This is a genomic window from Neorhizobium sp. DAR64872/K0K18, from assembly GCF_050500175.1.
Classification (GTDB): domain Bacteria; phylum Pseudomonadota; class Alphaproteobacteria; order Rhizobiales; family Rhizobiaceae; genus Neorhizobium; species Neorhizobium soli.
The window spans coordinates 36,527-62,686 of sequence record NZ_CP191445.1; the positions used below are offsets into that span (position 1 = coordinate 36,527).

Consider the following 26,160-nt stretch of genomic DNA (forward strand, 5'->3'; position numbering starts at 1 on the left):
CGGCGGTTCGGGATGACGAGGATCAGCGTGCCGGGACGGCGGGCACCTTTCCGGCTTTCTTTTCCTTCTGGAAGGACGCATCCAGCTTGGCGAGGAAGTCCTGCGTCGTGCTCTTCTTCAGCCACACCTCCTCGATGCCGTTGATCAGGTAGCTGTCCGTCGCCGGCGGCAGAAAGGTCCAGGTCGTGTAGCCGTAGTCACCATCGCTGACGGCGGCAGTCAGGGTCTTCATCGTTTCAGTGAAGAGCGGGGTGACCTCGCTCGCCATCTTTACGGTGGAGATGTCCTTCAAGGGAATGTTCCATTCGCCCTGCCAGGCGGAGTTCATGGTCCCGTAGACTTCGGGCGAGAAGACGTAGTTGATGACCGCTGCAGCGCCATCCGGGTTTTTCGCGCGCGTGGCGATGGAGAACGTGGAGCCGATGCCGAGGGGGAAGACGGGATCGCCGCTGGCACTTGGGAAGCCCACGAAACCGGGCTCCGTTCCTGCCTTCTTGCCGTAGCTCGCGACATTTTGGAATTGCCAGGTGCCGGTCGGCATCATGCCGGCGCGACCGGAAGCCATCATGTCGGCCGCCTGCTCGCTGCTTGTCAGCGAAAAGTAGTTCTTGCCAAAATAGCCCTTCTGCCACCAGCCGTCGAGCCGGTCGATAGCCTTGACGAAAGGTTCGGACGTCCAGGGCAGCTCGCCGCGCAGCGCCTTATTCATGTTCTCCGGGCCGGCGACCGAGTTGAGAGCAAGCGTCACGAACCATTCGTTGGCGCCGCGCCAGTCGGCATTGCCGGCCGCAAAGGGCGTTACACCTGCCTTGAGCATAGCGTCGGCCAGCGTCTCCAGCTCATCGAGCGTCTTGGGTGCCTGCCAGCCGTTTTTCTCGAACAGGGTCTTGTTGAAGAAAAGACCAACTGTTTCGTACGTCTTCGGCAGCGCATAGATCTTGCCGTTGTACTCACCCATCTTCAGGAAGACCGGGAGAATGCGGTCCTGCCATTTGAACTTGGCGGCATAGTCGTCAAGTGCCATGAGTTGGCCGGACTGGGCCATAGGGGCGACATAGCTCGGGCCTGCGGTGTAGACGACATCAGGGCCATTGCCGGAGAGCATGGCGACGCGCAACTGCTTGTCGAGTTCGCTGCCGCGATAGTCGACGGCGAGGACGCTGTCCGGGTGAGCGGCGTTAAAGGGCGCTATAATGTTCTGCTGGATAAGTTTCTGCTGCTCCGGCGTGGCCTGTTCATACCACCAGGAAACGCCTCCCTGGCTGAATGCTGCTTGTGCGGTGCCGAGCAGCAGCATAGCTGCGATGGCAAGTGAACTCTTCCTCATTAAGTTTTCCTCCCTGTTTTGATCTGGTGTTATTGGGGCTGTCGAGGTGCGGCAACGGAAGCCCGGATGATCAGTTCGAATGGCATTTCCTCGGTACGTCCGGGATCGATGTGCCCGCTGGCAAGACGCGCAAGCATGCAATCCGCAGCGTGCGCTCCCATCCGATCCTGGAATTGTGCGACCGTCGTGAGCGCAGGCGTGACCAGGGCAGATGCCAGAATGTCGTCAAAGCCTGCCACCGATACGTCAGCGGGGATGGAAAGGCCGTTTGCGATGAGACTTTGCATGACCCCGATTGCCATGAGATCGTTGGCAGCGATGATCGCGGTGACAGGGCGGCCGCTGGCCACCAGGTCATCGGCAGCCTTGCGGCCTCCATCGACCGTGAAGTGAGACGCCTCCAAGGCGATTGGTTCTGCCCCGATTGCTTCCATTGCGTTGAGATAACCTCTCAGGCGAACCTGCTGCGGGCCACCCGGCGCTGCGATCATTGCGATCGCACGATGGCCCAGGTCTCCAAGGTGTGTCGTTAGCGCACGCGCGGCGGCTTCGTTGTCTATGAAGAGATCGTCGATCGGGAGCGGTCCGCCGGATTTGCGGCTGGCTTCGATCCGGACGACTGGGATACCCGCCTTTTCAAGCGGGGCGAGATCCTTTGCGCCGAGTCTGAAGAAAACGCCGACAATGCCATCGAAGCGCCCCTGTTGCGCGGCCGCCACCACCTGTCTTTCGTTGGTCAACTCACCTTCCGTGTCGATGGTGATGACTTCGTAGCCGGCAGCTCGAACAACCCGTTGCACTGCGACAACGAGGGACGGGTAAAAGGGGTTGGCAAGGTCCGGGACAACGCAGGCAATGATATAGGTGCGACGCGTTCGAAGCGCTTGAGCAAAGCGGTTTGGCTGGTAGCCGAGATCCGCAATAGCCGTTTCTACACGCTCAGCCGTTTCAGTGGTGACCTTATCGCGGCCACCATTCAAGACAAGTGAAACGGTAGCTTGCGCGACGCCTGCTCGTTCAGCGACCTGCCGTTGAGTAACTCTACGATCCCGCATGATTTCCTCGGTTGATACGTAATAACTATAATTGCTACGTATCAACCGGTCAATGGATAGGACAAAAAACATCCTACCCTAAACGGCGGGAAGGCGAGGGATTCCAGGAAAGCTGCGGCGACGCCTGCGGTAACGGATATTCTCCAGCACCCGCGTCGAGGATATCGGTGCAATACGCACCTCGCAAAATTCCAAAATTTTTCGCTGAAAATGACGTGATGAAAGATCGTGTTTGGACATGCTCATTCCGTTTCTCTCTGGCATCAGTGCCGAGGGCGAGCGGAAATAGGGACGCGCCTTTAACAAAGCATCTATGGTGAGTGCATCTCGCCAGGTGTGGCGCGGCATTCAAGAAGACAAAATTAATGATATATAAACAGATCAATTAAGGCATAATGATCCGTATTTATATCTTACCTGTTGACTGAGCTCAGAATTTTTGCAGATAGTTGGCTCTGCTACACGGAGAACTTTTAGGTAGGTAGGATGGCACCGTCTGAGTCAGATGCCTTGCTGGAAATCGGGCAGTTGCTGAAGGCTACGCGTAAAGGCCTGCAATTGACCCAGGAGCAGGTTGCCGACATGTCGGGTATATCGCGTCCCCGCTATCGTGAGATAGAAGCCGGAAGCACTGCTGCGCGTACGACAACCCTCATCAATATTGCTCGCGCTCTCGGACTTGAGTTAATGCTCATCCCACAGGCGATGGTTCCGGCCGTCGATGCGTTGCTGCGGCCGCATGACGATCTTGATGATCTCCCGGCGTTCATGGCTCATCCAGACGGGGATGAGAATGTCTGAAGTTTTATCTGATCCGAGATCCATCTCGTCGCTCGACGTGCTGCTGAACCATTTGAAGGTCGGCACGATCGTCAGGACGCCCGGCGATTTCAACGTCTTCAGTTTCGAGGATAACTATCGCGCAACTGGCGGCTTTCCTGTGGTCAGCCTTTCTTTTCGCGCAGCCACCGGAGGCTTGCGCAAGAATCCGAAACCTGTCGCCAGAGCGTTGCCAGCGTTCTTCGCCAATCTGCTCCCGGAAGACAAACTGCGCGAGGCGATGGAAAAACACCACGCGGGAAGTATTCGTGCAGGAAACGATTTCGACTTGCTCGTCGCGCTGGGTTCGGATCTGCCTGGCGCTGTCCGCGTCGTACCGAGTGACAGAACGATTGCGAGTCTCGACAAGCTGCCTGTTCCGAAGCCGAAGGCGCGGTTCTCGCTTGCCGGCGTCCAGATGAAGCTTTCGGTCATCAAAAATACGGGGAAGGGCGGCGGACTGACACTGCCGCTCGGTGATGACCAGGGATCCTACATCGCCAAGTTTCCATCGACCTCGTTTCCCGGGGTGTCGGAAAACGAATATGCCAATCTCGCATTAGCTGAAGCCATCGGCATGGAGGTTCCGGAACGCGAACTGGTCGAGCAATCGGAGTTCGAAGGTATCCCGGAGGAGTTCGAGACGCTGTCGGATGGGAAAGTGCTGCTCGTCAAACGCTTCGATCGCGAGGCAGGTGGCGATCGGATACATATTGAGGATTTCGCGCAGGTGTTCGGCGTCTATCCTTCGCGGAAATACGAAGGTGCCGCCTATCATGATATCGCGGCAGCCTTGAACGTTGCCGTATCGTCCGCGGCCGCACTCGAATTCGTGCGTCGGCTGGCTCTCGCTGCCATCACTGGGAACGGTGACATGCACTTGAAAAACTGGTCAGTGATTTATCGGGATAAGGGCGACAAACCTGGGCTTTCGCCGGTCTATGACGTACTCTCGACCATTCCCTATATTCCGGCAGACGCAATGGCGTTATCGCTTGCAGGCGAGCGCCCCTTCAAAGCGCTGAATGTGCACCGATGGAAAGCATTCGCCAATCGTGCGCGCCTGCCGGAGGCCGCCGTCCTGCAAGCCGCAACCGAAACTGTGGAGCGGGTGAACCAAGCATGGTGGTCACTGCCAGAGCGTGAGGTCGTTCCGCCAAGGGTGCTCGAGCGTATCGATGCGCACATCAAATTGATGACGCCAATCATCGGCATGCACACCAACTAGCGCTGTGGTTCCGCGGATCGACGGTTTATGTCCGTTCAAGGCGACTGAGCCGCAAATGGACGTTAAGCGGAAATAATTTCCGCTTAACGTTGGGTGCCAAAGGTTCGAATCCCATCAAGGCGAAGAAGCACCGAGACGCCTAAGCCAAAGTCGGGTCAAAGTTCCATGGCTGGTTTACGCCGGAAACGCTCGAGGGCGCTTCGTCCTGCCCCCCCCCAGCGGATTCTTGTGTCAGAACGGGGGCGCCCCAGTTTCGTCACAGCCCTTTTTTGACCGGCGACTTCATTGCGTTCTCGCGTTCTCGCGCCTTCGGTGTCATGCATCGGCACCTGGGACAGCTGCCCGCCCGACGCTGAATATGCCGGATGAACCCAACCGACACGGGAAGGTGTGGACCCGCATGCCTTAGGCGGGAGTGCACTTACCTCAGCTGATTAGATATCCGCCGTCTATCGGCAAGACCACGCCGGTAACGAAGGATGCTGCGGGGCTGCAAAGAAATGCAACAGCGCCTGCGATATCCTCCGGTCGGCCCCATCTTGCTAGGGGAGTTCTGTCGATAATGGGTTTCGAGCGAGCGGCATCATCCTGCAGTGCCTGGGTCAAAGGAGTTGCGATCCAGCCTGGAGCCACCGCGTTTACTCGGATCTTTTCCGCTGCATAGGCAATTGCAAGAGACTTTGTCAGCTGCGCAACTCCGCCTTTACTGGCGCTATATGCAGGAACCAGGCCGCCACCGAAAAAGGACAGCATCGACGCTGTGTTAACGATGCTTCCGCCGGAGGCTGCAAGTTTGGATCTCGCAGCCGAGCAGACGCGCATCGTGCCCGTCAGGTTGATCGACAATACCTTTTCGAAGACGTCAATCTGATGCTCTTCCGCACGTCGGATAACGCCTGCGCAATTGACGACGATGTCGATACGATCGAGGTCCTCAACCAGAGAGGTGACGGCAGCTTGATCGCACACGTCCAGTTCCTGTGCGGACAGTTTTAGCTCCGGCCGGCCCTCAAACTTGCTGGCGCCTAGCCCCGCGGCAACCACGGTCGCCCCCAATTCGGCTAAATGGGTGGCAATTGCTGCGCCAATGCCCGTGGTGGCGCCGGTGACGAGGGCGACCTTTCCGGAGAAGAGATCCGTTTGGAATGTCATGGTAATTTCTCGTGCAATGAAAACAGAATGCGTCGATGAAAGGACCGACCATCCGAGACCTTGCAGGGCCAGGAATGGACAGGCCAGAATACTGATCAGCGAATGAACTGCTCAACATAGTCGCGTCCCAGCCCGACGGACTCGTAGTGTGCTCGGCACATGTCGATCTTGGTGAAGACGTCCTCGTAGCCGTTGTTGTTACCCCACGGGTCAACGTAATACATGCAGCCGTTTACCTGGAAATAAGTGATCATCTCCTCGACGCCCTCGTCGACTACCAGCGTATGGATCTCGCCCGGGGGTTCGAATGCATACGAACCTTCTGTCGCCACCCAGTCATGTTCGAGGTAGCGCCAGCTTCCCTTCAATACCAGTGCGTGAACCGGGCCTGGATGCCGATGTCGGCTGAGCACGCCGGATTTGCGGACCTTAAGCAGGTTCATCCAGTAGCCGGCGGATCGGTTCAGACAGAGCGGGCGAAACCAGACATTTTCGGACTGCGGCACCCAAATACGATCATCCTTGGGAATTGCGTCCGGAACGACGAGGTCAGGGAGCATGCCCTCAGGTTGCGGTTTCTGATACGGCATCCGGCGGATGGTTTCCGCATTCATCTGTTCCGGCGTCAGATTTTCCATGATTTCCTCCTTGATGCGGTCGGGTCAATTGCTTCATTGCGACCCCAACGAAAATTGATGAAAGCTGAAAACGAACAAAGAGTAGAGACATTGGCGTCCGTTTTTCCCCTCACTCATTTCCTCCGATTGCGAACGCTAACACGAATGAAGTTGACAATCATCAGATGAATGTGAAAAATCATCTCATAATTGGGAGGATACATCTGATATGTCCGTAACCGCGCGGATACGTCGCTCGGATAATGTTCTTGATCGGCTGGGCGCCGATATTGCCGCCGGTCGTCTCACAACCGGACAGACGATACCGACCGAGACCGAACTGATGGAGCTATACTCCGTGGGACGGTCTTCGGTGCGCGAAGCGGTCTCGACACTGGCCGGTCTCGGCATGGTCACAACCGCACCCCGCCGTGGAACGACCGTCACCAATCGCTCGGAGTGGAATACGCTCAGTCGTGATGTGCTTCGCTGGTTGATGGACAGCAAGGTCATGACCCCGGGCATTCTTGAAGCGATAGACGAGGCACGGCGGGTCTTCGAGCCGGCGTCCGCCGCTCTTGTGGCAAAACGGGCGACGCGGTTGCAGATTATCGACATCGAGACTGCCTACGCACAAATGGAGGACGCAGCCCTTCGTGGCGACGCGGAGGCAGCGGTACTTGCCGACCGTGAGTTCCATCTCGCCATACTGAAGGCAACCGGCAACCCGATCCTGCAGGCGTTCGATAGTGCGATTGATAGCATCCTCGGGGTGCTGTTCGGGGTCACCGCCAACCACATGGAAAATTTTCGCGCCAATCTCAGCAATCACCTGGCGGTTCTTGAAGCCATACGGCTTCGTGATCCAACGGCCGCCGAGCGCGCAATGCTCGATACGATCCAGTTCACGACGGAGAAAATGAAGGTCGCGAAGCTGATCGAATAGACCAAGGCATAGAGGAGGAGAAACCAATGCCATTTATGAAATCCCTGATAATATCGGCCGCCGTCCTTGGCGTATCCGCAGGCGCAGTTCTTGCGGAATATCCGGAGAAAGCAATCACGCTCATCGTTCCTTGGGCCGCTGGCGGCGGTACGGACGCGATCGCACGCCTTCTGGCCGGCGGTATGGAGAAGGAACTCGGTGTTTCGGTCAACGTCGTCAACAAGCCCGGCGGCGGTTCCGTCATCGGCCATTCGGAAATGCTGTCGACTAAACCTGACGGCTATACGTTGGGATTCGCGACAGCTGAGCTCGCAAGCTTCTATTGGGCTGGCCAGAGCCAGTACAAGGCAACAGATTTCAATCCAATCGCTCTTGTGAACTTTGACTCTGGCGCCTTCCACGTATCGACGTCTGGTGACTGGAAGGATGTCAAATCCGCTCTCGCGGATATCAAGTCGAAGCCGACCGGCACCTACACCGTGACCGGCACGAGCACAGGCGCAGCCTACCACCTGGCATTTGCCGGGTTCCTGAAAGCAAATGGGGTCGATCCGCTTTCGGTTACGCTCGTGCCGTCGCAAGGTGCTGCACCCGGTTTCCAGGAACTGGCGGCAGGGGGCTCAAATGTCGTTTTGTCTTCGCTACCTGAAGGCATCGCGATGATGCAGGCGGGGAAGACAAAGCCGCTGACCGTGTTTGCCGAAAAGCGCATCGCAGCGTTTCCGGATGTACCGACTGCCGAAGAGGCAACGGGCGTCGCGTTCAGCGGTGGCACCTGGCGTGGGGTGGTTGGACCTCAGAAGCTTCCTGCGGACATCCAGAAGAAACTCAGCGATGCTGTCGTCAAGGTGGCCAGCTCTGAAGACTTCATGAAGTTCATGAACGATAAAGGATTTGGCATCCGCGTTCTTGATACAGCGGGCTTCGGACAGTTTCTGACCGAGCAATACACTCAGGTCGGTACAATCATGAACGATCTGGGCATCGCCCAGCGCAAGGAGTAGTACAATGCGCCTGCCCGACTTCTGGACGGGCCTGGCCTTTGCAATCTTTGGCGTCACCATTGCATTGCTGGCACAAGGCTTTCACGTTTCGGCAGGCGCGGCCTCCCCAAAACTTCTTCCGACGATCATTGGAAGCATCATGGCCGTCTTGGGCGGCCTGATCGCGTTGCGCGGCTGGCGCAACGCAGGGGACGTTGCAATGCCTGCATGGATTTCATCACCGCGGCAGATGGCGCTGATCGCCTTCATTCCGGTGGCTATCATCGCCTATGCAGTACTTGCACCGGTGCTGGGGTCGATGATTATGGCGGTTGTCATCGTGACTGCGCATTGTCTACTCTACGGAGTCAAGCCGCTCACCGCAGCGATTGTCGGAGTCGCAGCTGGGTTGGTTGTCTCACTCCTGTTCAGTCACCTGCTCGGAATACCATTGCCACAGGGCATTCTAGAGGAGATGATCGGATGACAGGTTTTCTTGATGGGCTTGCCCTCGTGATGCAGGTCGATGTGCTCGTGACAATGCTCGTCTCGGCCATGTTTGGGCTCTTCGTTGGCATGATTCCAGGGCTCAGTGCGACCATGGCCGTAGCATTGCTGGTGCCTGTGGCGTTTACACTTTCGCCGGTCGCCGCACTCGCCACGATCATTACCTGCTCCGGTATGGCGATGTTCGCGGGCGACATTCCCGCCGCCTTCCTGCGTATTCCTGGGACGCCTGCATCTGCTGCGTATACCAGCGACATGAATGACTTAACGCGCTCTGGCCGCCTGGGCGATGCGCTCGGGATGTCGGTAATGTCTTCTGCCATCGGCGGCATCATGGGCACGATCGTGCTGATGTTCGGCGCGCCGTTCCTGGCAGATTTTGCTATGAATTTCTCGAGCTACGAATATTTCTGGCTCGCATTGCTTGGTCTGTCCTGCGCCACTCTGGTAGCAGGCGATGACGCGCTCAAAGGCTGGATCTCACTGATGCTAGGCCTATTTCTGTCCGTCGTCGGGCTTGATTTCGTCACCGGAACCCAGCGGTACACGTTCGGTAACATGAACCTCCAAGGGGGTATTGGATTTATTCCGGTGATGATTGGCGCATTCGCGTTGGCCGAAATTTTCCGAAAGGCGTCAAGCTTCGATGGTAGCAGCCTTGATGCTTCGATTAAAATTACGGGTCGGCCATATCCAAGCGCGGCATCGCTTTGGCGCGAGCGTAAACATATCGCCAGGGGTGGCGTTATAGGAACTCTTGTCGGTGCTCTGCCAGGCGCTGGAGCCGACATTGCGGCTTGGGTGACTTATGCGGTATCGAAACGCTTCGCCCGTGAACCGAAGCTATTCGGCAAGGGGTCTTCCGAAGGCGTGGCGGGGGCTGCTTCAGCAAATAACGCTGCTCTGTCTGGCTCTTATGTGCCAACTTTGGTGTTTGGCATTCCAGGAGATTCGATTACGGCAATCGTCGTCGGTGTGCTGATCCTCAAGGGAATACAACCGGGACCTCTTGTCTTCGTCAATTCGGCTGACATGGTCAACGCGATCTACATCATCTTCTTGCTGGCAAATATCATTTTGATCCCGCTCGGCATCGCCTCCATCTATCTTGGCCGGTTCGTCATTTCTGTCCGTGAGCAGATCCTTTATCCGTTGATTCTGTTGCTCTGCATCTACGGCACCTACGCCGTTAGTAATAATATATTCGAGTTGTGGGTGGTGCTGGCCATCGGCCTTCTCGTCTGGATCATGCAGGAAAACGAGTATCCGGCGGCGCCGCTCATTCTCGGACTCGTGTTGGGACAGGTGGTCGAGCAGAACTTCATGTCTTCGATCATCAAAGCGAACGGGAACAACATCAACTTCTTCAACCGTCCGATTTCAGGGACGCTTGGTGTGGTGACACTAATCGTATGGTCTTATCCGCTGATTGCCGCGATTGTCAGGCGCCGCTCAGTGGCAAAGTCAGGGAGGGCGTAGCCGTATTCCCGAAAAAAAGAACCTGCTACCATGCCCGACGTCGGGCACCTTCACTGGATTGCGGGATCGTGAGACGAAGGCAGTCGTTTATCGACGCCGGGTCTGGTTGCTGTGCAGGATCTCCGATGCCAAAGGGGGAGTGGGCCCTTGTCTCCGTCAAGACGCCTGAGGGATAACCGACGGTTTTCGAGACTCTGTTGAGTGGCGCGCAGGGCTCAAGATTGTCGTACAGTGCATCAAACGGTGATCGAGCACTGCTATCCGATCCGGCCTGAACTACAGTGGCGGCAAAGGCATATCATTGGATCGGTGGTCTGATGCTGTTTCAATAGCAATAGCATAACCTACGCGCTAGGAGCCGCCGTGGATTCGCGGATAATCAGTGAATAGTCCACCTCGTAGTGGTTTGGGATGCGATGTCCCTCCAGCCGAGCAAGAAGATATTCACCGGCTCCTTTCCACGTCAGATCTGTCGGGATGTGCAAAGTTGTTAGAGCCGGCCGCAAATGACGGCTCCAATCAAGGTCATCGAACCCGATCACCGAGAGGTCTGTCGGGACGCCAAGTCCTCGACGCTCAGCTTCAAGCATGACGCCATAAGCAAGCACGTCATTGCCGCAGGCGATCGCCGTTGGACGATCTGACCCGGTCAGAATCTGACGTGCGGCTTCGCGGGCATCGTCCAATGTATAGCGCACTTCCAGGTGCCATTCGGCTGGAAGCGCGAGACCGTTTTCGCCCAGAGCGCGGCGAAATCCTCTTATGCGGGCACTTGCGCGATCATTGTTGCGTTGCAAGGCGCTGACGACGCCGATCCTTTTGTGGCCGAGCGAAACCAGATGCATCATCGCGCGGTATGCAGCAATTTCATTGTCGACGCCAATACTGGGTGCGCTGCCGCTCGGGTTGTAGACACCGACGTTGATGAATGGGAGGTCCCGTGCGACGAGCAAATCCCGCAGCGCCTGATGATGACAGTCACCGCGCAGGATCAAACCGTCGATGCCGCGGCTGACGAGGTTGCGTGCCTGCTCCAGCTCAACATCGATGTCATAGCCGTTGGTGGCCAGAATGAGCATGTAACCACGCGACGACAGGTGTTTCTGCAAGGATTCAATGCCGCGGGCGAACATCGCATTGTCGATCGTCGGGATGATCGCGCCGATCGTGCGGGTGCGATTGCTTGAAAGCGCCCTGGCCATGCCATGCGGCACGTAGCCTGTCTGATCGACGATACTCGTAATACGCAGTCGCAGTTCCTCACTGACGCTCTGCGGATTGTTCAGGGCGCGCGAGACCGTCGCAGTGGAAACTCCCGCAAGTCGGGCGATGGCGCGTATCCCGGTTTTTTCTTTTTCAACACTCATCTGCGAGCCTATATGTAACGTTACATACCCTAGCAATCATTTCCAGTCGTCTGTCAAATGGATTGTACGCTGCTCTGCAGCAGTCGTGATGACTGCGAATACTCTGTTGACAGCGTTTTCGGATAGGGTCTATGTAACCGGTTACAAGATGTGCGTTCGGGAGGAATGCAGATCGATGTCGCTCAAGGAGGAGCGTAGGAGGAACACCGCCTTCGAAGGCGGCGAAGTGGAGGAAAGCATGCCGAATATCTCCGCAGCCCGTATCGTGCTCGCATCAGTTCTGCTGGCCGGCGTTGCCAGCCCAGCACTTGCCTTCGACTGGAAGGCGCATGACGGTGACACCGTTTCGTTTCTTGCCAACAACAATCCCTGGTCTCAGGCATTGCTGTCCTACAAGGACGAGTTTACCAAACTGACCGGCATTACGCTCAAGGTCGATTCGTACCAGGAACAGCAGATGCGCCAGCGTCTGGTGACTGTCTTGAATTCCAAAAGCGACGAAGTCGATGTGTTCATGACGCTGGCGTCGCGCGAAGGTCAGCAGTTCGCCGCCTCCGGTTGGTATGCAGATCTCTCCGCCTATACCCAGAAGGACGTTGCACCCGATTACGACTTCGCCGGCATCAGCCCGGCTCTGGTCAAGGCAGCGACGTTCGGGGGCAAGTTGACCAGCGTGCCCCTCAATCTCGAAGGCCCTCTGCTCTATTATCGCACTGACATTTTCCAGAAATGCGGTATCGCCAAGCCCGCGACCCTGGATGATGTGAAAGCCGCAGCTAAGAAGATCAGCGAATGCGAAAGCGGCGTCTCGCCGATCACGTCGCGCGGCTTGAAAGCGGCGCTTGCCTATACGTTCAGCAATGTGCTGCACAACATGGGCGCCCAGTATGTCGTCGACGGCAAGTCTGCGCTTTGCTCCCCAGCCGGCCAGAAGGCGATCGGCTATTATGGCGAGCTGCTCAAGGATTACGGACCTCCGGGGTCGTCCAACTACAGCTTCTATCAGATCTCCGCGCTCTATCGTGCCGGCCGCGCCGCCATGGCGTTCGAATCCTCCAACGAACTGCGGACCATCATGGAAGGCGGCGAGCGGCTGAAGGATACCGATGTGATCCCGCTGCCTGCCGGTGAGGCCGGCAGCGTGCCGACCGCGATCGGATGGGGCCTGTCGGTTTCGGCCAATAGCGCTAACAAGGACGCAGCCTGGTACTTCATCCAGTGGGCATCGAGCCCGGAAATGCAGAAGCGCCTGGCGATCCAGGGAGTCGCAGCGCCGCGTGCTTCGGTTTCGGACGATCCGGAATACAAGAAGTGGATCGCTGAGGCGCCGGTGCGCGCGAGCTGGCAGTCAGCGCTCAATGTGCTGGCGACCAAGGGTTCATCGGAGGTCGGTTATCCGATCGTCGCCAACCCGGAATCGCGAGACTATATCGGTCAGGCGGTTCAGGACGTGCTCCTCGGCCAGAGGCCGGTCGCGGAGGCCTGCGCTGCCGCTGACGCGGCGCTCGACGGGCTGATCGTCCGCAAATGATGTGCGCTTAGGCGCCTTGTGAAATGCGCTCCGCTTCGGCGGAGCTCTCAATCCCAATGCGATACCGGAGACCGGTTCATGACCTCAGGCTCGAACAACAGCCAGGGACGGCAGCTTGCTGCCTTGTCCGCTCCGGCGGTGGTGTTCACCGTCGCGATGATCGCCTTTCCGATCGTCTATACTATCTGGCTCAGTTTTCGCTCCTTCTCAAGCACCGGCGAGTCGAGCTTTGCCGGGCTTGGGAACTACTCCCAGTTGGTCGGCGACGGCGAGTTCTGGAACGGTCTCTATGTTACGTTAGCGCTCTATATTCTTTCGATGATCCTGCAGCTGGTGCTTGGCATCTATCTTGCGATGCTGCTTTTTCATTCCAAAAAGCTGTCGGGTCTGCTGCGCTCACTGCTGATTTCACCCTTCATGATGCCGCCGGTCGTTGCTGGCATGATGTGGCTTGTCATTCTCGATCCGTCCCTCGGGGCAGCCAATTACATCCTCGAATCCGTCGGTCTACCGGCATCCGAATGGTTGGCGTCGCCTACCTGGGTCATTCCAACGATCGCATTGATCGACACCTGGCAGTGGGCTCCTTACGTGGCACTAATCGTTCTGGGTGGCCTTCAGTCGCTGCCGCCGAGTGTCTACGAAGCAGCACAGATCGATGGAGCATCTCCAGCCCGGATCTTTCGCCGCATCACGCTGCCGCTTCTGCTTCCGACGATCGTCACTGCGGCGGTTCTGCGCAGCGTCGATCTCCTTCGGTTCTTCGACATCATCTACATCACTACCCAGGGCGGCCCCGGCAATGCGTCCAATACGCTCAACATCTACGGTTTTAGGGTCGGCTTCGAGTTCTTCAACATCGGTTACGCCAGCGCCCTGATGATCACCTTGTCGGCCATCGTCTTGGTGGCGGTGCTGATGCTCAACCGTCTGCGCGCCGCAGTCGCCTGGTAAGGAGAAGACGATGAACGGAACAAACCGCTCTGACCGCTGGATCCACTGGCTGAACACAATCCAGCTGACGATTGCCGGCATTTTGATCTTGGGCCCAACTGTCTGGATGGTGCTGTCTTCGTTTAAGCCCTCCTTCGAGGTGACTTCCTATCCGCCGACTGTAATCTTTCAGCCGACTTTCGAGAACTACGTCATCCTTTGGGAGACGACGCCGTTCCTTTCCTATGCGGTGAACAGCTTTGTCGTCACCATCGGCTCGACACTGCTCGGTCTGATTTTCGGCATCCCAGCCGCCTTCGCCGTCTCCTGGTCGCGCGTCACCTGGCCGGCAATCCTGACGCTTGCCGCGCGCATGGCGCCGGGAACGCTCTTCCTGCTGCCCTGGTACATCATGTTTCGTGAGGTCGGGCTAATCGGCTCCTACACGGCGCTGATCCTCAGCCATGCGGTTATCACCATGCCGATCGTCATCTGGGTGCTCATGCCCTTCTTCGACAATATTCCGCGCAGTATATTTGAGGCGGCGCAAATCGACGGATGCTCAGTAACCCGCGTCCTTTGGAAGATCGCCATACCACTGGTCGGCTCGGGCATTGCCGTCGCGTCGATCCTCGCTTTCGTCTTTTCATGGAATTTCTTTCTCTTCGCGCTGATCCTCTCGGATTCAGACACGAAGACCCTGATCGCCGCCGCATTCAATTTCGTCGGAGAGGGCTCGACCCAATGGGGATCGCTGATGGCTGCAGCGACGCTGATCGCGCTGCCACCATTGCTGCTCGCCATTTTGGTTCAGCGCTGGCTCGTCGCCGGTCTCACTCTCGGCGCCGTCAAAGGATGACTATGATGACAGACAGACAAAAATCCCGCATGCGTGCCTCGGTCTTTCATGGCGATCGCAAGATCACGGTCGATACTCGGGACATACCCGAGGTCGGGCTGGGCGAAGTCCTCGTCAAGGTGCTGCGAACCGCGCTGTGCGGCTCCGACTTCAAGCTATGGTACAAGGGCGCTGAGTTCACCGCCGGTCACGAGATCTTCGGGATCGTCGACCAGCCTGGCCATCCACGCCATGGCGAACGGAACGTCGTCTATATACCGCTTCATTGCGATCACTGCGAGGCCTGCCGGGCCGGCGATACGCAGATGTGCCTCGAGGTCTCCAGTCTGATCGGCTGGAACCGGCCGGGCGGTTATGCCGAATATGTGCCGGTGCCGAAAAACTGCCTGCTCCCCGTGCCGGACGACATCGAAGACGACCTCGCGCCGCTGCTGCTCGATACGATCGGCACGTCCGCCCACGCTGTCCGGTTCGCCATGCCGCTTGTCCCGCCGGAAGAAAATGCACCTATCCTGGTCATGGGGGCCGGGCCGGTCGGCCTGGGCGTCGTGCTGGCGCTTCAGAGCCTCGGTTACAAGGATATCCACGTCGCCGACCCCAACGAGGAGCGCCTGTCGATCGCACTGTCCTTCGGTGCCAAGGCACACCCCGTCGGCTCTCGGGAAAAACGCTTCAAACTGATCTTCGAATGCTCGGGCGCGCATGCCGCCCGCAATCTCGGCATCGAGCTGGTTCTGCCGCGCGGCGCGTTGATGCTGGTCGGCGAGAATGCAGCGCCCTGGACGATCGAAGAGGGAAAGATCTTCCGCCGAAAGGACTTCTACATGATCCGCACCTTCTATTTCCCGATCCGGGATTTTGCGCCGAATGTCGAACTGCTGCGTAGCAACAAGGAGCGGTACCGGCGCTTTGTCGACGCGTCTTTCGGTCTGGACGCGCTGCCGGACTATTTCGCCCGCTTTGCCGAAGGCAAGCTGATCAAACCTGTCCTCTCATTCGGGTGAACCATGGCCTCCATCAGCATCAAGAACCTCGTCAAGAAATTCGGCGAACTGACCATCATTCCCGGTCTCGATCTGGAGATTGCGGACGAGGAATTCGTCGTCTTCGTTGGTCCGTCCGGCTGCGGCAAATCCACACTGCTGCGCATTATCGCTGGCCTCGAGCCGTCGACCTCAGGTGATCTCTTTATTGGCGATACCAAGGTCAATGACGTGCCGCCGTCGAAACGCGACATCGCCATGGTGTTTCAGGATTACGCGCTCTATCCGCATATGACCGTCTACGACAACATGGCATTCGCGCTCGAACTGCGCGGCATGACAAAGGCGGAAATTGACCAGCGTGTCCGCCGCGCTGCCGGTCTGCTTCACATCGAACCTTTCCTCGAACGAAAGCCAAAGGCCCTGTCCGGCGGCCAGCGACAGCGCGTCGCGATGGGCCGCGCGATTGTTCGCGATCCGAAGGTCTTCCTGTTCGATGAACCGCTGTCCAACCTCGATGCAAAACTGCGCAACCAGGTCCGCACCGAGATCAAGGGGCTGTCGCAGGAACTGAAAACGACGATGATCTTCGTTACCCACGACCAGATCGAGGCGATGACGATGGCGGATCGCATCGTCGTCTTGAAGAGTGGCGAAGTGCAACAGTACGGATCGCCGGAAGACGTCTACGAACGGCCGAATAACCAGTTCGTCGCCGGTTTTATCGGCTCCCCGGCGATGAACTTTTTTGATATCCGCCGGTCGGGCGAGGGCTTTTCGCTGGTTGGAGCATCCGATCTGGCAGCGCCCGTTCCGGCTGCCACTTTGGCGGTGCTCGCAGGGGCGCAGGTTGCCGTTCTCGGCATACGCCCGGAACACTTCATCCACGCGCCGGAGGACCCACGTGCCTTTGCGGTGACGATCGACCTCGTCGAACCGCTCGGTTCCGATACGCTTGTGCATTTCATGCTGGCCGGCGTGAAGACGGTGGCGCGAGTCAATCCGGAGCTTCGGCCGAAGGTAGGCGAAACGCTAAAACTCGCAGCCCAGCCAGGCAAGCCGCATGTCTTTGACAAGGCTTCAGGGGAGGCAATCCGGTGAGCGGGTCGAAGATCGGACCTGTCACGATCCCAGATGCGGCGCATCCCCGTGTCATTTGCCTGGGGCTATCGGCACTCGACCGCATCTGGCGGGTGGAAGCGCCATTTTCCGGCGGCAGCGAAAAGATTCGAGCCGGGGAACATCTGACGGAGCCGGGCGGCATGGCGGCGAATGCGGCCGTCGCGGTCGCAAGGCTCGGTGGTCGCGCTTCCTTCTGGGGCAGGGGCGGCAATGACGATGCCGGTCGCGCCATGTCCGAGGCTTTTGTCGCTGAGGGCGTCGATGTCGGCTGCTTCCGGCTGTTCGACGATGGTGCGTCTTCCGTCTCGGGCATCATCGTTGATCAGACCGGCGAACGGCAGATCGTCAATTTCCGCGGCTCCTTTCCGACAGATCCCGCATGGCTGCCGCTGGCAACCCTCGATGCCGACTGCGTTCTTGCCGATCCCCGCTGGCCGGAAGGTGCCGTTGCCCTGTTCACCAAGGCGCGGGAGCAGGGAATTCCGACCGTGCTGGATGGCGATGTCGCCGATGCAGACATCTTCGAACGGCTGCTGCCACTGACGGATCACGCGATCTTTTCCGAACCCGGCCTGTCCGGTTTCGCCGGCCCCGATATCGGGTCGGCTCTTGAAAAGGCAGCGTCCTTCGGTTCCCGCATGGTGGCGGTGACGCGCGGTAGCAAGGGCGTTGCCTGGCGCGAGGACGGTGTGGTGCACGACCTGCCGGCGCCCAGTGTCCGTGCGATCGACACGACGGCTGCCGGCGATGTCTTCCACGGCGCCTACGCGTTTGCGATCGGCGCCCACTTCGAAATCCGTGACAGCATGGCGTTCGCCAGCGCTGCCGCCGCCTTCAAATGCACCCGCGCAGGCGGCCGTGCCGCCATCCCGACACTCGATGAACTCAGGTCTTCTTGAAAGGAAACGTCATGCTTACACTCGGTAAAACCCGCGGCCTTGCTCGTCTGGCCAACAACGAAGGGCATTTCTGCATGGTCGCCCTCGACCAGCGGCCGCCGTTGTTCGAGGCAATCGCTGCAGCCCGCAAGATCGACAAGTCGCAAGTCGCGTTTTCCGACGTGATCACTGCCAAACGGCTGCTGGTTGAAAACCTGTCGCCGCATTGCAGCTCGATGCTGTTTGATCCGAACTACGCAATTCCCGCGGCAATCGATGTTCTGCCCGCCGATTGCGGCCTGATTGTCACGCTCGAGGACCATCGCACGGAAGAGACGGAAGGGGGCCGCAAGACAAAATCGATCGCGGACTGGAGCGTCGAGAAGATCCGCCGTCTTGGGGGCGATGCGGTCAAGGTTCTGGTCTGGTACAGGCCGGATGCCTCTGCCGAGGTCATCGAACACCAGAAGGCCTATGTCCGCCAGATCGGCGACGACTGCAGGCGCTACGACATCCCTTATGTGCTTGAGCTGCTGGTCTTTCCATTCCTTGGCCAGGCAGGTCATACCGCGGATTATGTCGAATCCCCGACCAAGCTGCCGGAGCTGGTGATCGAAAGTGTCCGCGAGTTCGCCAAGCCGGAATATGGCGTTGATCTGCTGAAGCTCGAAACCCCGCTTGCCGCCAACAGCCTGCCGCCACGCGACGGCAGCGAGGCTTCGAAGGCTGCCCAGCGCGAGTTCGATGCGGTCGGCAAGATCTGCTCCGATGCCGGCATTCCCTGGGTGCTGCTTTCGGGGGGCGCTGCGTCTGCCAAGTTCGAACTGGTGCTGGAATACGCCTATGCGGCCGGTGCTGGCGGCTTCCTCGCTGGTCGAACGATTTGGCTGAATGCCATCCGCTCGCATTTTCCAGATACCGCAGCCGTTGCCAAGGCGCTGTCGGAAGAGGGCGTCGGCGTGGTCGATAGCCTCAGCAAGCTTACCAAAGAGAAGGCGCCGCGCTGGAGGGCCCCGGCCCCGGCCTTCCAGTCGATCAGCAAGGAAGGTGATCTGGCCAGCAGCTACGCTGCCGCCTGAGGGCGTTGAACCGCACTAAATAACCGGCGTCCCGAAATGCTTGTTCGGGAAGCCGGATCACTGCCATTGATGATGTTCGGAAACGAGGCAAGCATGCAGGATCCTTTTAGTTTTTCGCCCGGCTTCCATGCGGTCGTCGTCGGAGGCGCCGGCGATATCGGCTCGGCGATCGCCGAACTGTTCCTGGCACGCGGAGCGACCGTCACGGTCACCGGACACGACCAGCCGGCGCTCGATCGCTGCCGGCTGAAAGGGCAGGAGGGTGTCGTCGTCGAAATACTGGACGTTACCTCGGATGCCGGCGTCGAGAAATTTGCCGCCGGATTCGAACGTGTCGATGCCGTCGTCAACTGCGCTGGCATTCTGGCGCGCGATGAAGAGTTCAAGATCGAGATGTTCCAGCGGGTGCTGGACGTCAACCTGACAGGGACATTTCGCATCTGTATGGCGTTTCGGCCACATCTCGTCGCCTCACGCGGTTCGATCGTCAATGTTGCTTCGATGAATGCCTTCGCCGCGCTCCCCCGGATTCCTGCCTATTGCGCCAGCAAGGGCGGCGTCGTGATGCTAACCAAATCGTTGGCGCTCGCATGGGCAGAGGACGGCATTCGGGTCAATGCCGTGGCGCCTGGCTATATCGAGACGGCGATCAATGCCGAGGGGCGCAAGGACGCCGCTCATCACGAGCGGATCGCGGCACGCACCGCGGTAAAGCGATGGGGCAAGCCGGAGGACGTGGCGGGCACCGTCGTGTTCCTGTGCCTGCCGGCATCTGACTATGCCACCGGTACCGTCTTTGCGGTGGATGGCGGCTTTCTGGCTGGGTGAAATGAAGGAGGTCACATGATGGATCCAGTAACGATCATCTCCGCGCGGACGCTTGTTTTTCGCGTGCCATTGGCGAAACCGGTTTCTACATCTTTCGGGACCATGTTCGATCGGCCCGCTGTTTTCGTTCGACTGGAAGATGAAATTGGAACCGTCGGATGGGGAGAGATCTGGTGCAACTGGCCGGCCTGCGGCGCGGACCATCGCGCCCGGTTGCTGACGACAGATATCGCTCCGCGCATTCTTGGCCGACCTTTACCTGCGCCTCCGGAAGTATGGAGGCAACTGACTGCCGCCACCGAAATCCTCGTGCTGCAGACAGGCGAGGTGGGGCCCTACGCGCAGGTGATCGCCGGTTTCGACGTGGCGTACTGGGACATTACAGCGCGCCGCGCCGGTGTGCCCCTGGGAAAGGCGATGGCGGACGGTGCCGCCGAAAGGGTGCGCGCTTATGCCAGCGGCATCCATATTCTCGATGCCGAACAGATGATAGCGCAGGCACGCATTGATGGTTATCGCGACTTCAAGGTGAAGGTCGGGTTCAATTTCGACCGCGATCTCGATCTGCTGCGTGGCCTGCATGCAGATCTCCGCCTGGGCGAGACATTGTACGCCGATGCAAACCAGGGTTTTCCACTGGATAAAGCACGCGCCTTTTTGCAGGCTACCGACAATCTCGGCCTCGGATGGATGGAAGAGCCGTTACGGGTGGATTGCCCGGATACGGTCTGGCAAGAACTCGGTGGAGCAACGTCGACGCCGCTTGCCGGCGGCGAAAACCTTGTCGGTGAGCAGGCGTTTGAGGCGGCGATTAGAGCCGGCAGCCTTTCGGTCATACAGCCGGATGCGGCAAAATGGGGAGGTCCGAGCGGTTGCCTTGCCGTCGCCCGTTCAGCCCGCGCGGCGGGGCGACGTTATTGCCCGCATTTTCTGGGTGCCGGCATCGGCCTGGTTGCCTCTGCCCATATTCTTGCAGCGGCCGGCGGCGATGGATTGCTCGAGATCGATGTCAATCCAAATCCGCTGCGTGACGCCATCGTGCCCCGCTGGCCGGTCGTCCGGGAGGGCTTGGTCGAGCTGCCTGCAGGTGCAGGGCTCGGTGTCGAACCCGACCTCGACCAACTGGCACCATTCGAAACGTTAAGTCTTAGCGCAGAAGGGTAGTCGCAATGCCCAGCGGCGGCGTTGCCCTTTTCATCTTGCTCTCGTTTGCTGCGGCCTATGTCCAGACACTCACGGGGTTCGCGTTCGGGTTGTTGCTGATGGGTGCAATCGCTCTGACGGGTCTCATTCCGCTTCCAGACGCTGCCGTCATCATTGGCTTCCTCACCTTGGCCAACGCGGTTGTCGTGCTTGCCAAAGGTTGGCGCGCAATAGCCCTGATGCCATTTCTGCTGTCATTGCTCGGTGCAATCCCACTGATCGTTGTTGGATATGTGTTGCTGAACCTCATGGCTTCGTCATCTTTGGTGGCGCTGCGGCTGGTGCTTGGTCTCGTCATTATCATGTCCAGCCTACAGCTGATCCTCCGGCCAGCGGCCCGTGGAAGCCTGTCATCGAAACCAAGTTTCGTTTTCTTCGGTGCGCTTGGCGGTCTCATGGGAGGCCTGTTTTCGACCGCAGGGCCGCCGCTGGTCTACCACTTCTACAGGCAACCTCTGTCGCATGCGGCGATCCGCGAGACGCTTGTGGCGGTTTTCGCGATCAATGCCATGTTTCGTCTCGTGCTGGTAACAGCATCAGGCGAATGGCCAGCGCTTGCCTCGACGTGGGCACTGGCCGGACTTCCCGGGGTGCTGGTTGCGAGTTATGCCGCGCGCCGATGGCCACCGCAACTTTCGCAGAACACAATGCGACGGCTCGCTTTTGTATTGTTGCTGATGTCGGGCCTGTCTCTGGTTGTCCCGGTGATTGCGGGATGAGTGTTGCGCTGTCGGCATCGAAGGCCGATAGAGGTTTGGCGAGTTAAGGCGGATCTGAGCGCTTTCTGGGAGGAACCCATGGGTGAATGTTGTTCGGGAGCGGCGCGAGCCGGGGAAGGCCAGGCGTCGGTAGGAGCGAAAAGTTTCACGGTTCGAGGTCGAGCGGGCCGGACGATTGCGGTGAACGGTGGAGAGAGCTTCGTCGGCACCCATGATCCCGTCATCGCCGCCGATGGTGAAGGACCGGAGCGGAAGGTCTTGCTGCAGGATTTCCATCTCGAAGTCGAGACCGTCACGGTCGCCCGCTTTGCGGACTTCATCGAGGCGACGGGCCATGTGACGGAATCGGAGCGGTTCGGCATGTCGGCCGTGTTCTCGCCGCTCCTCAAGAACCAAGCCCTCGTGACCGGCGGGGTCGTCAACACGCCTTGGTGGACACGCGTCGACGGCGCGACATGGAAGGAGCCGGAAGGCCCTGGCAGCTCGATCGAGGACCGTCTGGATCATCCGGTGACGCATGTTTCCTGGCACGATGCTGCGGCATTTGCTGCATGGGTGGGTGGCCGCTTGCCGAGCGAAGCCGAATGGGAGCATGCCGCTCGCGGTGGCAACCGCAGGCGCCGGTATCCCTGGGGCGACGCTGAGCCGAGCGACGATCTGACTTTTTGCAATATCTGGCAGGGCCGGTTCCCGAGCCAAAATGCGCTTGTCGACGGCTATTTCGGAACGGCACCGGCACGCAGCTTCGCACCATCAGAAGCAGGCTTCTACAACCTTTCCGGTAACGTCTGGGAATGGACCGCGGATCCCTTTAAGATACGCTCGCTGTCTAGGGTTGCGAAGCTTCGCAACGACCAAGCGAAAAAGTCCGCTGACAAGGTCCTGAAGGGTGGCTCTTTCTTGTGCCACAAGAGCTACTGCTATCGCTATCGGATCGCTGCCCGCATGGGCCTTTCGGCCGACAGTGCGTCGAGCAATACGGGTTTTCGTGTCGCGTATGACGTGCTGCCTTAACCGTATCTGTTACCAGGGGAGGATCTGGCCATTGTAATCGTAGAAGCTCCCGGTCTGGTGCGGGCCGGAATGATCGATGACCTCACGCATCCGCGCGATGCTCTCGGATATGCTCAGTCCGCCGTCCCCTTGGCGGGCGACTTTGCCGGGGTGAAGGCCAAGCACGCAGATCTGGCGGGGACCGAGATCGATGGCAAGGCTCTTAATTACCATGTTGAGGCCTGCCTTGCTGGATCGATAGGCATAGGAGCTGGCGGTATTGTTGAGCCCGATCGACCCCATGCGGCTTGTTATGAAGGCGATCACCTTGCGCTCGCTGCTGGCTACGTGCTCGGTGAAGGCCCTTGTGACGACGAAAGGTGCGATCAGATTGACTTCCAACATATTTCGCCAGAGCGTCAGGTCTGTTTCTTGCAGGCCCGGATGCGGGCCGGGAATGCCGGCATTGTTGACCAGCACGTCGATCGCAACGCCGTTCAGCTCCGCAGCGAGGCGCAGGACGGATGTTTCATCGGTTACGTCGAGCTTGACGGCTTCTATATTGGGGAAATTTCTGTGCCGTTTGCCAAAAGCGTCGGGATCGAGGCAGGTGGCGATGACCCGGTCGCCTCTGGCCGCGTATTGAAGCGCGAATTCTTCGCCAAGTCCGCGATCGCAGCCGGTGATCAAAACGGTCGCCATTGGTCCTCCTCCTCCCCGCCGGCATGGCTTGCGTCCACATCGGGCGCAGCATCATTATATGGTGCTACAGATTTTGGCAGACGAGAACAGCTGGTTCTTGAGAGTATGAGGGGCTTGGGGTCGCTCGGACTGCAAGCTGGTGTTGGACAGGGAGGAACATCATGTCAAACGAGAAGAAGAAGCCGAACATCATCTTTGTCATCACCGACCAGCAGCGGTTCGACACGATTGCTGCCGGCGGCTTTCCCTACATGAAGACGCCCAATCTCGACCGGATGGTCAGGGAAGGCACCTATTTCCGCCAGACCTATGTCACCTCGCCCTCCTGTGCGCCGTCGCGCGCAAGCCTGTTTACCGGCGTCTATCCGCATACCAACGGCGTGTTCCGCAATGACGAGCCCTGGGCGTTCAGCTGGGTGCAACTGATGGCCGAGGCGGGATATCGCTGCGTCAACGTCGGCAAAATGCACACGTCTCCCTTCGAGGATTCGTTCGGTTTTCACGAGCGGCACGTGGTGGAAAACAAGGATCGCGCCACGCCGCGGCTGCCGTTTTTCCTTGACCAATGGGACAAGGCAATCTGGACGCGTGGCTTGGAAAAGCCGAGCCGTGCGACCTATCGCCGGCGGGAGGATTACCGCTCCTCGCTCGGCGCCTTCGTCTGGAACCTGCCGGAAGACCTGCATTCCGACAACTTCGTCTCCGGGCTCGCCCAGATGTGGCTCGATACCTATACCGGCAATGAACCCTTCTTCCTGCAGATCGGTATCCCGGGGCCGCATCCGCCCTATGATCCGACCCAGGAGTTCCTCGACATGTATGCGGATGCCGAGCTGCCGGAACCCATTCTCAGCGACGCGGACATCGCGGCCCAGCCGGCGGCGCTGAAAAAGCTGCGTGACCAGCATCTGGCGGTCGACCACGACGCCGTCGTGCATCTGTCCCAGCCGACAAGGGAACAGACGCGCCGCCAGCGGCAGCACTATTTCGCCAATGTCTCGATGATCGACGCGCAGATGGGCAAGCTGATCGAGGCCGTCGAGCGGCGCGGCGTACTGGACGGTACGATCATCATCTTCACGTCTGACCACGGCGACAGCCTCAACGACCATGGCCACAGCCAGAAGTGGTCGATGTACGAGCACAGTGTCCGCGTGCCGGCAATTGTCTGGGCGCCGGGGCGGGTGGCCGAGGGCAGGGTGGTCGACGATCTCGTCTCGCTCTTTGACTTTGCTCCGACTGTTCTGGACATGGCTGGCGTGCCGGTGCCGGACTGGATGGAGGCACAGTCGCTGATGCTTTATCTGCGCGGTGAGGAGTGCGAGCCCCGACGATACGTCTTTTCCGAACATGCCGGCGACCGCATATTCAGCGGCACGACGTTCATGACGATGATCCGCAGCCGGCGCTACAAGCTCGTGCATTTCGTCGACAGCCACGAAGGCCAGTTGTTCGACATGGACCTCGATCCGACGGAGGTGAACAATCTCTGGTCCGACCCTGCGCACCAGGCCGTGAAGCAGGAACTGATCAGCGCGATCCTCACCTGGCGCATCGAAAGTTCGCTGAAGACGCAAGGCTGGACGCTTGCAAGTGTGCGACTTGGCGCCAATTCCAGCCGCACGCCGGAAAGCAGATCGCGGCAGGACGGCGCCTAGCCGTCTTCCTCAGTTGCGTCCCGTTGCGTGCTCTGGCGGGCAACGAGTTTCCAGTCAACGATGGTCGTCTGCGGTTCGCCGCCGTTGATGCGGGTGACGATGGCATCGGCGGTCAGGCGACCGATCCGCTCGCGATCAGGACGGATGGTGGTGAGGGGCGGGGTGATGCAGGCGGCGGCTTCGTTGTCGCCGAAGGCGATCACGCCGATGTCCTCGGGCACGCGTTTGCCAAGCTTTCTCAGGCCGCGCAGCACGCCGAAGGCGACGACATCGCTGTTGCAGACGATGGCATCGATGCCGGGATGGCTTTGGAGCACGTCAAGCGCCAGCTTCTCGCCGAGATCGGGGCTGCCACCTATCGGTTCCGTGCAGGTGACGACCGGTGCAATCCCGGCTTTGACCGCTTCGGTTTCGAGGCCGAAAAGACGTTTTCGCGCGCGCCGGTCGTTTTCACGCAGGCTGCCGACGAAGGCGAGTTTTCGGTAGCCGCGATCGATCAGATGGCGGGCCTGGGCTGCCCCCACCGCCTGGTGGTCGAAACCGATCGCCGTGTCGATCACTGGACCGCTCGTATCCCACATCTCGATGATCGGAATGCCGGAGGACTTCAGGAGCTCGACCACTTTTGGCGGATGGTCGATGCCGATAATTGCCACCGCCGCCGGCCGCCAGCTCAGGATCGAGCGGACCAGCTTCAGCTCCTGGTCGGGATTGTAGCGGGTATTGGCAAGCATGACCTGCAGGTCGTGTTCGAGCAGGGATGACTGCAGGGTATCGATGACGCTGGCAAATTCCGAATAATACAGCGAGGTCACCACGACGCCGACGATATCGGTGCGCGTGCCGGACAGGCCACCGGCCAGCCGGTTGGGTACGTAGTTCAGCTCTTCCATCGCCACATTGATGCGTTTCCGCAGTTCGACCCTTACCGTATTGGGTGCCCGAAGTGCGCGCGATACGGTGTTGACGGAAACGCCCACCCGTTCGGCGATCGAGGCGAGCGTTGGGGCAGGGCGGTCCTTCCTCTCACTCGTACTCCGGTCGTCGTCCCCGTCCCTGGCTTTCGCACTGATCGTCATAGGTCCAAAACCTGCCAACTAACGTCGTTCAAGCAGCGATAGTGATCGTTGCGTTATCGATAACTTTGTGTCATCCATTGCTTCGAGAGGCAAGCGAAAGAGGGGGATTGTTC

25 protein-coding genes are annotated in these 26,160 nt (G+C 59.0%); 18 read left to right on the plus strand and 7 right to left on the minus strand.

Going from position 1 to position 26,160, the window contains the following annotated elements; all coding sequences use genetic code 11:
- Positions 1-22 precede the first annotated feature (22 nt).
- Positions 23-1,327, minus strand: coding sequence for an ABC transporter substrate-binding protein (locus ACQY1P_RS00160; RefSeq protein ID WP_430253341.1), 1,305 nt, complete (start codon positions 1,325-1,327; stop codon positions 23-25).
- 29 nt (positions 1,328-1,356) lie between these two features.
- Positions 1,357-2,382, minus strand: a complete 1,026-nt coding sequence (locus ACQY1P_RS00165; protein ID WP_062460169.1) for a LacI family DNA-binding transcriptional regulator — start codon at positions 2,380-2,382, stop codon at positions 1,357-1,359.
- Between the two features lie 486 nt (positions 2,383-2,868).
- On the opposite strand from ACQY1P_RS00165, the gene ACQY1P_RS00170 reads away from it, so the two are divergent.
- Together ACQY1P_RS00170 and ACQY1P_RS00175 are read left to right on the plus strand one after the other, a co-directional pair.
- Positions 2,869-3,183, plus strand: coding sequence for a helix-turn-helix domain-containing protein (locus tag ACQY1P_RS00170; RefSeq protein ID WP_062460167.1), 315 nt, complete (start codon positions 2,869-2,871; stop codon positions 3,181-3,183).
- Complete coding sequence (locus ACQY1P_RS00175; RefSeq protein WP_430253866.1) at positions 3,176-4,429, plus strand: type II toxin-antitoxin system HipA family toxin; 1,254 nt, start codon at positions 3,176-3,178, stop codon at positions 4,427-4,429. Before ACQY1P_RS00170 ends, ACQY1P_RS00175 begins: the two co-directional genes overlap by 8 nt.
- 426 nt (positions 4,430-4,855) lie before the next feature.
- Here ACQY1P_RS00175 and ACQY1P_RS00180 read toward each other — a convergent pair whose 3' ends face one another.
- Positions 4,856-5,581, minus strand: a complete 726-nt coding sequence (locus ACQY1P_RS00180) for an SDR family oxidoreductase (protein ID WP_325265671.1) — start codon at positions 5,579-5,581, stop codon at positions 4,856-4,858.
- A gap of 95 nt (positions 5,582-5,676) precedes the next feature.
- Complete coding sequence (locus ACQY1P_RS00185) at positions 5,677-6,219, minus strand: 2,4'-dihydroxyacetophenone dioxygenase family protein (RefSeq protein ID WP_325265672.1); 543 nt, start codon at positions 6,217-6,219, stop codon at positions 5,677-5,679.
- Positions 6,220-6,427: 208 nt separating this feature from the next.
- Between ACQY1P_RS00185 and ACQY1P_RS00190 the strand changes: the two genes are divergently transcribed.
- Genes ACQY1P_RS00190 through ACQY1P_RS00205 form a run of 4 tightly spaced genes read left to right on the plus strand, consistent with a single transcriptional unit; the run spans position 6,428 to position 10,113 of the window.
- Positions 6,428-7,144 carry a FadR/GntR family transcriptional regulator gene (locus ACQY1P_RS00190; RefSeq protein WP_325265673.1) on the plus strand — a complete coding sequence of 239 codons (717 nt, stop codon included), beginning with the start codon at positions 6,428-6,430 and terminating at the stop codon, positions 7,142-7,144.
- Positions 7,145-7,170: 26 nt separating this feature from the next.
- Positions 7,171-8,148 (plus strand): tripartite tricarboxylate transporter substrate binding protein, encoded by a 978-nt coding sequence (locus ACQY1P_RS00195; protein ID WP_325265674.1) that lies wholly within the window; start codon positions 7,171-7,173, stop codon positions 8,146-8,148.
- 4 nt (positions 8,149-8,152) lie between these two features.
- A complete protein-coding gene (locus ACQY1P_RS00200) occupies positions 8,153-8,614 on the plus strand; it encodes a tripartite tricarboxylate transporter TctB family protein (protein ID WP_325265675.1) in 462 nt (153 codons plus the stop codon).
- Positions 8,611-10,113, plus strand: coding sequence for a tripartite tricarboxylate transporter permease (locus tag ACQY1P_RS00205; protein ID WP_325265676.1), 1,503 nt, complete (start codon positions 8,611-8,613; stop codon positions 10,111-10,113). Before ACQY1P_RS00200 ends, ACQY1P_RS00205 begins: the two co-directional genes overlap by 4 nt.
- Positions 10,114-10,457: 344 nt before the next feature.
- Here the strand turns inward: ACQY1P_RS00205 and ACQY1P_RS00210 are convergent, their stop codons facing one another.
- Entirely contained in the window at positions 10,458-11,480 is a 1,023-nt protein-coding gene (locus tag ACQY1P_RS00210; protein WP_325265677.1) for a LacI family DNA-binding transcriptional regulator, read from the minus strand.
- A 175-nt stretch (positions 11,481-11,655) separates the two neighbouring features.
- Between ACQY1P_RS00210 and ACQY1P_RS00215 the strand changes: the two genes are divergently transcribed.
- From ACQY1P_RS00215 to ACQY1P_RS00265, 11 genes are all read left to right on the plus strand, one after another.
- Positions 11,656-13,011: a sugar ABC transporter substrate-binding protein gene (locus ACQY1P_RS00215; protein WP_325265678.1), complete on the plus strand. Its 1,356-nt coding sequence runs from the start codon at positions 11,656-11,658 to the stop codon at positions 13,009-13,011.
- A 78-nt stretch (positions 13,012-13,089) separates the two neighbouring features.
- Positions 13,090-13,965, plus strand: coding sequence for a sugar ABC transporter permease (locus ACQY1P_RS00220; RefSeq protein WP_325265679.1), 876 nt, complete (start codon positions 13,090-13,092; stop codon positions 13,963-13,965).
- Positions 13,966-13,975: 10 nt separating this feature from the next.
- Positions 13,976-14,803, plus strand: a complete 828-nt coding sequence (locus tag ACQY1P_RS00225) for a carbohydrate ABC transporter permease (RefSeq protein WP_430253345.1) — start codon at positions 13,976-13,978, stop codon at positions 14,801-14,803.
- Positions 14,804-14,808: 5 nt separating this feature from the next.
- On the plus strand, positions 14,809-15,807 hold the full coding sequence (locus tag ACQY1P_RS00230; protein ID WP_325265681.1) for an alcohol dehydrogenase catalytic domain-containing protein: 999 nt from the start codon (positions 14,809-14,811) through the stop codon (positions 15,805-15,807).
- Between the two features lie 3 nt (positions 15,808-15,810).
- Positions 15,811-16,887: a sn-glycerol-3-phosphate ABC transporter ATP-binding protein UgpC gene (locus ACQY1P_RS00235; RefSeq protein ID WP_325265682.1), complete on the plus strand. Its 1,077-nt coding sequence runs from the start codon at positions 15,811-15,813 to the stop codon at positions 16,885-16,887.
- Entirely contained in the window at positions 16,884-17,807 is a 924-nt protein-coding gene (locus tag ACQY1P_RS00240) for a PfkB family carbohydrate kinase (protein WP_325265683.1), read from the plus strand. The genes ACQY1P_RS00235 and ACQY1P_RS00240 overlap by 4 nt, the downstream gene beginning before the upstream one ends.
- Before the next feature lie 11 nt (positions 17,808-17,818).
- On the plus strand, positions 17,819-18,865 hold the full coding sequence (locus ACQY1P_RS00245) for a tagatose 1,6-diphosphate aldolase (protein ID WP_430253347.1): 1,047 nt from the start codon (positions 17,819-17,821) through the stop codon (positions 18,863-18,865).
- Positions 18,866-18,958: 93 nt separating this feature from the next.
- A complete protein-coding gene (locus ACQY1P_RS00250; protein WP_325265685.1) occupies positions 18,959-19,693 on the plus strand; it encodes an SDR family oxidoreductase in 735 nt (244 codons plus the stop codon).
- Between the two features lie 15 nt (positions 19,694-19,708).
- The gene (locus ACQY1P_RS00255; protein WP_325265686.1) at positions 19,709-20,857 is read left to right on the plus strand and encodes a mandelate racemase/muconate lactonizing enzyme family protein; all 1,149 of its coding nucleotides are present in this window, start codon (positions 19,709-19,711) and stop codon (positions 20,855-20,857) included.
- Between the two features lie 5 nt (positions 20,858-20,862).
- Complete coding sequence (locus ACQY1P_RS00260; RefSeq protein WP_113167725.1) at positions 20,863-21,615, plus strand: TSUP family transporter; 753 nt, start codon at positions 20,863-20,865, stop codon at positions 21,613-21,615.
- 78 nt (positions 21,616-21,693) lie between these two features.
- Positions 21,694-22,629: a formylglycine-generating enzyme family protein gene (locus ACQY1P_RS00265; protein WP_113167724.1), complete on the plus strand. Its 936-nt coding sequence runs from the start codon at positions 21,694-21,696 to the stop codon at positions 22,627-22,629.
- A 9-nt stretch (positions 22,630-22,638) separates the two neighbouring features.
- Here the strand turns inward: ACQY1P_RS00265 and ACQY1P_RS00270 are convergent, their stop codons facing one another.
- Positions 22,639-23,310, minus strand: coding sequence for an SDR family oxidoreductase (locus ACQY1P_RS00270; protein WP_325265688.1), 672 nt, complete (start codon positions 23,308-23,310; stop codon positions 22,639-22,641).
- 161 nt (positions 23,311-23,471) lie between these two features.
- On the opposite strand from ACQY1P_RS00270, the gene ACQY1P_RS00275 reads away from it, so the two are divergent.
- Positions 23,472-24,968, plus strand: a complete 1,497-nt coding sequence (locus ACQY1P_RS00275; RefSeq protein ID WP_325265689.1) for a sulfatase-like hydrolase/transferase — start codon at positions 23,472-23,474, stop codon at positions 24,966-24,968.
- Here ACQY1P_RS00275 and ACQY1P_RS00280 read toward each other — a convergent pair.
- Complete coding sequence (locus ACQY1P_RS00280; RefSeq protein ID WP_113167721.1) at positions 24,965-26,047, minus strand: LacI family DNA-binding transcriptional regulator; 1,083 nt, start codon at positions 26,045-26,047, stop codon at positions 24,965-24,967. The genes ACQY1P_RS00275 and ACQY1P_RS00280 overlap by 4 nt on opposite strands.
- Positions 26,048-26,160: the final 113 nt, after the last annotated feature.